Annotated in this window: 15 protein-coding genes; all 15 read right to left on the reverse strand. The window is 45.5% G+C overall.

The features are described from left to right. Positions 1-535, reverse strand: a 535-nt coding sequence (locus tag VN105_RS00810) for a hypothetical protein (protein ID WP_325636955.1), incomplete at its 3' end; no start/stop codon positions are given. A gap of 29 nt (positions 536-564) precedes the next feature. Beyond that, the gene (locus tag VN105_RS00815) at positions 565-1,770 is read right to left on the reverse strand and encodes a hypothetical protein (RefSeq protein WP_325636956.1); all 1,206 of its coding nucleotides are present in this window, start codon (positions 1,768-1,770) and stop codon (positions 565-567) included. Then, on the reverse strand, positions 1,767-2,432 hold the full coding sequence (locus tag VN105_RS00820) for a hypothetical protein (protein ID WP_325636958.1): 666 nt from the start codon (positions 2,430-2,432) through the stop codon (positions 1,767-1,769). The genes VN105_RS00815 and VN105_RS00820 overlap by 4 nt, the downstream gene beginning before the upstream one ends. Next, positions 2,399-2,551, reverse strand: coding sequence for a hypothetical protein (locus VN105_RS00825; protein ID WP_325636960.1), 153 nt, complete (start codon positions 2,549-2,551; stop codon positions 2,399-2,401). Before VN105_RS00825 ends, VN105_RS00820 begins: the two co-directional genes overlap by 34 nt. Positions 2,552-2,562: 11 nt before the next feature. Beyond that, positions 2,563-3,192 (reverse strand): hypothetical protein, encoded by a 630-nt coding sequence (locus VN105_RS00830; RefSeq protein WP_325636962.1) that lies wholly within the window; start codon positions 3,190-3,192, stop codon positions 2,563-2,565. After that, positions 3,182-3,409 carry a hypothetical protein gene (locus VN105_RS00835; protein WP_325636964.1) on the reverse strand — a complete coding sequence of 76 codons (228 nt, stop codon included), beginning with the start codon at positions 3,407-3,409 and terminating at the stop codon, positions 3,182-3,184. Before VN105_RS00835 ends, VN105_RS00830 begins: the two co-directional genes overlap by 11 nt. 10 nt (positions 3,410-3,419) lie before the next feature. Then, positions 3,420-3,632 carry a hypothetical protein gene (locus VN105_RS00840; protein WP_325636966.1) on the reverse strand — a complete coding sequence of 71 codons (213 nt, stop codon included), beginning with the start codon at positions 3,630-3,632 and terminating at the stop codon, positions 3,420-3,422. 1 nt (position 3,633) lies between these two features. Continuing rightward, on the reverse strand, positions 3,634-3,825 hold the full coding sequence (locus VN105_RS00845; RefSeq protein WP_325636968.1) for a hypothetical protein: 192 nt from the start codon (positions 3,823-3,825) through the stop codon (positions 3,634-3,636). Between the two features lie 19 nt (positions 3,826-3,844). Then, entirely contained in the window at positions 3,845-4,819 is a 975-nt protein-coding gene (locus VN105_RS00850) for a hypothetical protein (RefSeq protein WP_325636970.1), read from the reverse strand. Between the two features lie 217 nt (positions 4,820-5,036). Then, on the reverse strand, positions 5,037-5,480 hold the full coding sequence (locus VN105_RS00855; RefSeq protein WP_325636972.1) for a terminase small subunit: 444 nt from the start codon (positions 5,478-5,480) through the stop codon (positions 5,037-5,039). Then, the gene (locus VN105_RS00860; protein ID WP_325636973.1) at positions 5,465-5,692 is read right to left on the reverse strand and encodes a hypothetical protein; all 228 of its coding nucleotides are present in this window, start codon (positions 5,690-5,692) and stop codon (positions 5,465-5,467) included. Before VN105_RS00860 ends, VN105_RS00855 begins: the two co-directional genes overlap by 16 nt. A gap of 155 nt (positions 5,693-5,847) precedes the next feature. Further along, the gene (locus VN105_RS00865; protein WP_325636975.1) at positions 5,848-6,585 is read right to left on the reverse strand and encodes a hypothetical protein; all 738 of its coding nucleotides are present in this window, start codon (positions 6,583-6,585) and stop codon (positions 5,848-5,850) included. Continuing rightward, entirely contained in the window at positions 6,582-7,100 is a 519-nt protein-coding gene (locus tag VN105_RS00870) for a hypothetical protein (protein WP_325636977.1), read from the reverse strand. Before VN105_RS00870 ends, VN105_RS00865 begins: the two co-directional genes overlap by 4 nt. After that, a complete protein-coding gene (locus tag VN105_RS00875) occupies positions 7,090-7,380 on the reverse strand; it encodes a hypothetical protein (protein ID WP_325636979.1) in 291 nt (96 codons plus the stop codon). The genes VN105_RS00870 and VN105_RS00875 overlap by 11 nt, the downstream gene beginning before the upstream one ends. Next, a partial coding sequence (locus tag VN105_RS00880; protein WP_325636981.1) for a hypothetical protein occupies positions 7,377-7,600 on the reverse strand: 224 nt, incomplete at its 5' end. The genes VN105_RS00875 and VN105_RS00880, both read right to left, overlap by 4 nt.

The following is a 7,600-nucleotide window of genomic DNA, read 5'->3' on the forward strand; positions in this document are numbered from 1 at the left end:
CCGAATAACCATAGTCAATCAACGGATACACATACCCAGTGCCGCGGGCACCATACCAACTATTGGTTATATTGGTGGTGGTAAGATCGTGGTTAAGATCCGAGAAGTCAAGGTTAGCCAGTTTTGTATCGGCGAGGGCCAAAAGTATGTCCGATAATCGGCCAATAACGTTTGTGCTATATTTTATTATCTTGTTTTCCTGAGTTATTGCCGACATGCGCATCACACCCCTAAACACTTCGATATTATCTACCAAGGCTATGCACTTTGCCGCCTTGTTAGGGTTGAAATTATACCCAATGTTAGGTTGCGACGGATCATTGTCGTTCTCTGTATTGATGTTCCATATATGAGCAAATAGCCCGTTGATCAATGGGGTACCAGGTAGTTCAATTGTCTTTGAAAAGTCTGTGGTGCGCTTGTCCGGCTCCCTGATATCCTGGATTGAATAGGTAAAGTCCGCCGTTATTTCCTCCGGCAGATCAAGTTTATAACCTTCTACAATAATGCTACTGCGTATCATATACAGTAACATATGTGAGAAGGCGTTTTTTTGCCAACTTTTTATACCACTTGCCTGAAATTTTTATAGTTCAGCTCCAGGTCGAGCTCCAGATTAAACAATTTATCGGTTCTGGTTTTCTTAATGGTATAGTCGTTTACCTTGGTATCTACTGGAATCAATATCAACTGTCCAGCGGCTCCTCCATAGTCGCCGGCGTCTGCCTCCATGTATATCAAAGGACTGGACATGAGATCCGCAAGCATTTGGCTTTCCGTATCGGAAAGGTAATCACTGATCACTTTGATCTTCTCCGTATAGGATGTTGAGTAGTTCCTGGTAGTAGTCTCGAATCGGCGGCTCGCCGGGTCATACCCGGTTTTCTTATTGGATGGCTGCCGCTGATAGGTGTTGCGCTCTGTGGTTTGGCTTTGCTGGGAGGCCAGCATAAAGTTGAACCCATCAAAACCGCCCAGCTCATTCAAGAAATAAAGGCGCTTCCCTGGGAATCGCTCACATTGGCTATACAGATTGACCCGCTGCGGCTGCCCTCCCTCTGGCGTGATCGTGTAATACGCAGCCAAGTTATAAATAGTCGAGCTGAAAGCCAGCTGACTGTATAGGTAATCAAACCCCACATGTAGGTGCAGTGCTCTGTTGCTGGTCTGGTCCAGGCTGTTATATGGGTTGTTGATTGTGTCGGTATAAATGCTATTCCCGGCCAGGTTGAATATTTCTACATTAAAGCCCGTAATGGCAGCGTCCTCTGATTGGAGGATGGATAGCATCACACTGTCTTTTTTCCTGGCTGTCTGGGCCGGAAAGTTGGTTAAAAAGCGGTTATTCAGATAGGAGGTTGAATTGTAAAAGGCGAACCGGAGGTAATTGATACTGGCATTAAAAACATACCCCGAGGTATTGATGAGGTTTGCGTATACTGTACCACCATACTGCTCTCCAAACTTCACGGTATAACTGGCGATCATCCCAGCTCCTGTCTCCACAAGGGCCGGAGAAACCACCTGGTTTAACCTGCAGTAATTAGGAGCCACCAACTCCTGAAGTATCATATGCAATTCAATATCAATTGGATCAGTACCGACTACCGGGGGTTGAAACTTCTGTGTTACCAATATCTGCCCATTACTATTATACACATCCACAACGTAGTAGAACCCTGGTTGTGCATAGTTGTCTGAGGAAATGGAGAAACATACCGGATTGTGCGCTGGCGTGAATTTATCGGGTTGTGAAATAATCGTGATCATAATAAGTTGCTGAGGTTTAAAGTAATGGTTACGTCCTTTGCCAATGCCTTTGCCATTTCCTGCGTAAACTCTGGCATGATATCATCCAAAGCGCCCTTTTTGAAGTTGGCTGGCATGATCCCCTTCTGCTTTGAAGAATACGCCATCGCAAAGGCCAAAGAATGGCGCTGCTTGACAATATCATTCAGACGGGTGTTGTGCTTCTTAACTATTCTATCCAGCCCCTTTGGTGCCTCTACCACGCTTAGATCGTTTTTATCCTTAATCCACTGCTCAATTGCAGCTACATGATTTGCACTTGGTGGTACAAACTTGAAGGAATAGGGGCTGGTTGTATTCTTGTTTCCAGCGCTTATCCCACGGACGCCTTTGTCTCGCCAGTCTGCATAGTCTGCCATTGATATTTCGCCCGTGTACTGCTGTCCTTTGACTGTATATTTAAACTTGACGCTTTCAGAAAGCCTACCGGATGCGGATATCTCTTTGCCATCAGGTCCGGCACCGTCTATTCTTTCCACAAGGCGCTGCACAAGCTTTCCCATGTAGGTTTTAAAAACCTCTTCAACATTATCCAGTTCGGGCTCAGCCTGCCGGGTTGACCCGATATTGTTTAATGCACCACTGTTTATTAAGTCCTGTTGCCTTTGACGTTCCGGCGCCATTGTTCTGCAATTTGTTCATCCAGCGCGGCCTTATCCTTTAGGTATGCCAGATCGTTAAGAAAATTGGTAGTGCTGAGTTCATATACCTGTTCCACGGTTATGCGCTCAAACTCTGCCACATTACTTGCGTTTAAGAGCCAGCCCCAACGTTCGATGAATCCCACCCGGTCAGGACCGCCTCCAGCCCCGTCGGTATCTTCTTCCTCGCCTTCATCTCTTTTGAATAGGCCGGCATACTGCTTAAAAAGCGTTCCCAGACTTGATAAAAAAAAAGCGCTGTAGCCTGGGCCAGCACGAATGGCAGACGCTTCATGAGTTCCGCCACCTGGTCAAATTCGGTACTGCCATACTTCAGAATATTCTCCTTGAAGAACATATTTCTTTTGACCTCCAGGCAGATAGCTGCCAGTGTAAGGTGAAGATTTGGCACCTGTTCATCAACCCCTTTGGCGGCATTCAGCACGTCAATAAACTGTCCGGCCTTCAGATGCTTGAACTCATATATCACCTTAAACCTTTTGCCCCCTACCTTGAAGTAACGGGCCGGCTTCACTTGTGGCATTTCACCAGTAGATAGAAAATCGATCTTCTTTAACTCTTCCCGCAACTGGTCAAAGCTCAGATTCTCATAATGCTCTATCGGCTTACCGTCCACGCAGGAGAGCAGGGAAATACGCCGCTCTATATCCGAATCGAACTGCTGAATATGTAGGATATCGTATAGCTCCTGGAACTTACCTACTGTTATCTTACTCCACATGTCCCAACATGATTAATGTTTGCTTTACATACCCTGTCGCAACTTCAATTGATTTATGTTGTGCTGCAGGAAGCAGGGCAACAATGCGGGGTCCTGTCCTTTCGTCCATACGTGTTAGCAAGCCAGCTGTATCCTTTCGCTGTTTATCAGTATCGAATATCAGTGCAATAGGCTGTTTATCTGAATCAATAATTTGATCCCCAATTCTTATTTTCATATGATAAGTTTTAAATTACGGTTCCGTGTTTTTGTTCAAATTCCCAGTTGCACATATCTGCATGAGAAACTGCTTTAGGCGTACTCAGCTTATCAAGATTCGCCTTTGCCTCAATTGCCTCCATCCAGGTTGCCTGCGCCCTATTAAGAATTAAATAGTTACCGAAGGTCACCAAATCCCGATCGGTATATAAACCCAGTAGCTTTGCAATGAACCGTTTCATATTATTTATTTTTAGCATTACTTTTTTTAGATGATGTTGGTTTCGCGTCCGGCCCTTTTACCGCTGGTAGCTGCTCTGCGTATTCATCCAACAGCGCCACCAGGTCTACCTGGCCGAAGGTGCCAATGATTGCAAACTGTGTGGCATCTTCTGCCAGCATTTTTTTACTTCTCAAAAACTCTACTGCATTCATTGTATTGATATTTAAATTGTTACCTTAAATCATATTGCCCAACATACCGGGCTGTCTGCCAACATTTCCAGGCAAGGCCCAAGGCGCAAACTGCATCATCATGAAAGCCTTCAGGCGCCGAATAACTAACCCCGGTAGCGGTATATGTAAACTCAAAGCTCTCCATTTCATCGCTGATCACGCCTTCGGGGAATCCGGTCTTTTCGTTCTGCACTGCCCAGGTTAAGCCCTGGATAAGCTGCTGCTTTGAAAGGGCCGTAAACTTGAACCCTTCAATGTTATTGTCATGCTGCTGCAGTTGCTCGACTATCGGATCACCTACGCCGGTACTATCAATGCACTTTGGTTTATTGGGCAGCCGCTTTATAGTGTCTGTCGTCTGTCCCCAGTCCTTTTGAAATCGATCTATGTAGCAGACATCTGCATTACGATCAAGCCCGACAATTACCGTCCAGTCCTTCTTTTTAGCCAAGTCAATGCCATAGCAGATAGGCGGCAATGTGCTCAGCGGCTTCTTGCACTTCTCAATGTATGAAAGCCCGAAAGGATTTGATCCATCATCGGCTGCCTCGGCCAGGTAGAGCTCATTAAAAACATATTCTGGCAGCTCTGATTTCGCGGCCTCAATCTCATCAAAGCTCAGTAGCCCTTCAGCCGCTGCATCATAGCAGGTTATCTTAAAGTGCCGCCAGGTTAGATCATCCCCAGCTTTGGCCTTTGAGGCCAATTTATAACCCCAGTTCTTCTTACCCTTAACGTTGCCTATGAACTTACATTTGCCTTTGGTGTAGGTCAAAGTAGATCTTAATGCCACCCATGCTTCATACCTGGCCCGTGTAAACTCATCGAACACCGCTGCATAAACATCATCCCCATAGAGGTTATCCGGCTTCTCGGCAGACTTAAACCAGATATGTACACCAGTCACCAAGGTGATCCGCAGCTCGCTTTCGTTGGCCCTAAACAGGTTCTTGTTGGTAATCTGCTGCTTCATACGGTTAAAGGCAATCTTTGCCTGGCCATACACAGGTGCAACCCACCAAACACTTTGCCCCTCCTTGCACAATAGAGCCTGTTCAAAGAGCCAAATAATATGGCTGGCAGTCTTTCCCACCTTAGTAGACGCCTCTGTCACCGTAAACCGCTCAGGGGCATCTATTATTGACCGCTGATAATTATACAGGAACGGCCGCCGATATCGTATTATGGGCTTAACCTCCGGCATTTACAGCGCCCCCTGTTTTACCTGCCGCCGGTCCACCGAGATCCAGGGTAACATCAAATCCGCCCTCGATATGAGCGTCTATGATCACCTTGTCATTGATGCCATAGTTTGCCTTCATATCGAATATGAGGCCGGCAACGCTGCCCTCATTATTCAGCATTGCTTCCTTTTTCCTGGCAAACACTTCATCCTCTATGCGTTTTATCGTGTCAGCAAACCGGGCGCGCGCTTTGTACTTAGACCACGTTTCCCGTGTAATCTTCAGTTTAACCTGGAATCGTTCAAGCGTGTAAACAATGCGTTTACGGAGCTTTATCACCTTTCCGGCACTGGCAACTTCCTCATGGAATCCTTCGTCGCACTCCTTGCGGAACGCCTCCCACTTTTCCTGAATTTCTTCAGGTTCTGGTATTTTCAGTTTCCTTCCCATAACTTTCTCTTCAATTCGTCAATAATTATGTCACGGAGCTGTTCCGCATTAAACACCTCCATCTGCCAATCAGTTCCAGTGGATGCCACAAGGAACACATGATATTGATATTCAAAACTTTTCTCAATCTCGTCGGCGATTTCCAATAGCCGTTCACGGTCCCACTCGCTGTAACTTGATGGAGCTTTAAGAAATATTATCGGCTTTGCCATAAACCCGTTTTTTGCTCTTTGTTAGATGAAATGCGTTACACTCTTTGCAGAAGTACTTCCGGCGTTCCATGTGAATCTTCCGGAAATGTTTATTGTGCTTTCTGGACCTTACCTGGTATAAAGCCGTTTCGGCCTCTTCTTTTGAAAATGCCCTCTTATTGCACATATTGCTCTGCGTTAAAGTTGGTTTCGCCGTCTGGAACCTTATATATTGAATCAGGATCCGCCAAATACCCGTCGATGCTGTCTACATAAACAGGCCATGTTTTAGCTACCGCTTCGTCTTTATTGTACCCGTATAAGTTCCGGTCCCCATCATCCAGGTGGATGGACTTACCAGGAATATAATAATTGATAAAGCCTGCAATTCGGCAGCGGGTATTATAGTCACAATCAATTGGCCCATATAATCCAAAGTCCTCACGGAAGGCTCCTACTTTTTGAAACACCTGGCGGCTGATCATACAGTTACCTATTACATCGCCTATGTAAAGCGGCCGGCCGGCAATTTCATTGTATGGGTAACCGGTATCCCCGGGACAATGGGCAATCATCCCGCTGTTGGGGATGGCTTCCAGGTATTTTATTTTACTGTAAAGCCAGTTGTCCGGCTCTAGGATATCATTAGCCATGAAGTGGTAAGCGTCATATTGAAGGTTATCCAGACCAGACAACATGAAATTAAACGGCCGCGCGATACCTTCATTAGTATGGCTTGAATAAATTGTTTTAACCTCGCTTTTATTGAACAACTTCAATACGCGCTCATCCTTGCTACCATTATCCCAAATGAACAGGTCAAACGGGTGTCCGGCATTCGCCAGGTTATGATCCAGCACTCTTTTTAGGGTGTCATATCGCTCATAACTGAGCATCAGTACTGCTACTTTCATGGCTTCTTATTTACACGTAAAAACCTTGCAGGGTTCCCTGCATATACCCCATTATCCTCAATCTGCACTTTCAATGGAACAACAGCCCCCATGCCTATCATAACATCGCAGCCAATACTATGGCGCTGGTGAACAACAGCGTTAAGACCAATATTTGACCGGTCGCCTATTATTGCATGCCCTCCGATTTTGGCACCGCAGGAAATAGTTACCCCATTACAGATATGTGCATCGTGCCCTATATGTGCATGCTTCATGATAAATACATGATCACTGATATAAGTCTCATCCTCAATGCCCCCATCAATAGTAACATGACCAGTGATTATGCAATTATCACCAATGAACACCTGTCCCGGGTTATTTGGATCCCATTGTGCGCGATGCTCTGCCGGCATCCCGATTAAACAATATGGCCCAATGTAGTTACCGGTTCCCATTGTTACGTTTGGGCCAATCACCACTGAGGGATGGATTGTATTGCCCGGGTATCGGGCTTCGTTTTCATTCATCATCTTTGGCGCCCTCCTTTTTCTTTCTTGGTTTCTTTTCAAATTCTTCAGGATTGGCCTCCTTAAACTTGTCGTACTGGGTGTAGGTAATACGAACCATTTCGGCTACGCAGTCACCGCACCAGCTGGAAAAATGCACCTCGGCAATGGCCTCATTGTGTACCTTCTGGATGTCATCAAATGTTTTCTTGTCGAGGTTGCGCATGAACTGCACTGTTCGGAGACTATCCCAGTGCTCTTTATGCCTTTCCAGTACTTCAATATGCTCTGTTGTGAAATTCATTTATTTAAATATTTTGTGATTATCACTGCTAAAACAGCAGATATTCCACCTATACATATGGTTTCCGGCCAGTTTTTGCCAAAAAAAACAGAAATAATTATCCCCATCCACCAACCCATACACATCTGGCAGTCTAATGGTTTCAATCTGTGTTTATATGAATCCTTCCCCCAAATCTTACGTTTTATAAACTTCGGAAGCCCGGTTTCGATAAAAACAA

The organism is Chitinophaga sp., from assembly GCF_035564935.1.
In the GTDB taxonomy this organism is placed as follows: Bacteria; Bacteroidota; Bacteroidia; order Chitinophagales; family Chitinophagaceae; genus Chitinophaga.

Bases quoted from the DNA above. Each gene is read 5' to 3' on its own strand.
- VN105_RS00835 (WP_325636964.1), bottom strand. From the start codon at position 3,409: ATGAAAATAAGAATTGGGGATCAAATTATTGATTCAGATAAACAGCCT.
- VN105_RS00870 (WP_325636977.1), bottom strand. From the start codon at position 7,100: ATGATGAATGAAAACGAAGCCCGATACCCGGGCAATACAATCCATCCC.
- VN105_RS00820 (WP_325636958.1), bottom strand. From the start codon at position 2,432: ATGGCGCCGGAACGTCAAAGGCAACAGGACTTAATAAACAGTGGTGCA.
- VN105_RS00855 (WP_325636972.1), bottom strand. From the start codon at position 5,480: ATGGGAAGGAAACTGAAAATACCAGAACCTGAAGAAATTCAGGAAAAG.
- VN105_RS00815 (WP_325636956.1), bottom strand. From the start codon at position 1,770: ATGATCACGATTATTTCACAACCCGATAAATTCACGCCAGCGCACAAT.
- VN105_RS00845 (WP_325636968.1), bottom strand. From the start codon at position 3,825: ATGAATGCAGTAGAGTTTTTGAGAAGTAAAAAAATGCTGGCAGAAGAT.
- VN105_RS00840 (WP_325636966.1), bottom strand. From the start codon at position 3,632: ATGAAACGGTTCATTGCAAAGCTACTGGGTTTATATACCGATCGGGAT.
- VN105_RS00830 (WP_325636962.1), bottom strand. From the start codon at position 3,192: ATGTGGAGTAAGATAACAGTAGGTAAGTTCCAGGAGCTATACGATATC.
- VN105_RS00865 (WP_325636975.1), bottom strand. From the start codon at position 6,585: ATGAAAGTAGCAGTACTGATGCTCAGTTATGAGCGATATGACACCCTA.
- VN105_RS00860 (WP_325636973.1), bottom strand. From the start codon at position 5,692: ATGGCAAAGCCGATAATATTTCTTAAAGCTCCATCAAGTTACAGCGAG.
- VN105_RS00850 (WP_325636970.1), bottom strand. From the start codon at position 4,819: ATGAAGCAGCAGATTACCAACAAGAACCTGTTTAGGGCCAACGAAAGC.
- VN105_RS00875 (WP_325636979.1), bottom strand. From the start codon at position 7,380: ATGAATTTCACAACAGAGCATATTGAAGTACTGGAAAGGCATAAAGAG.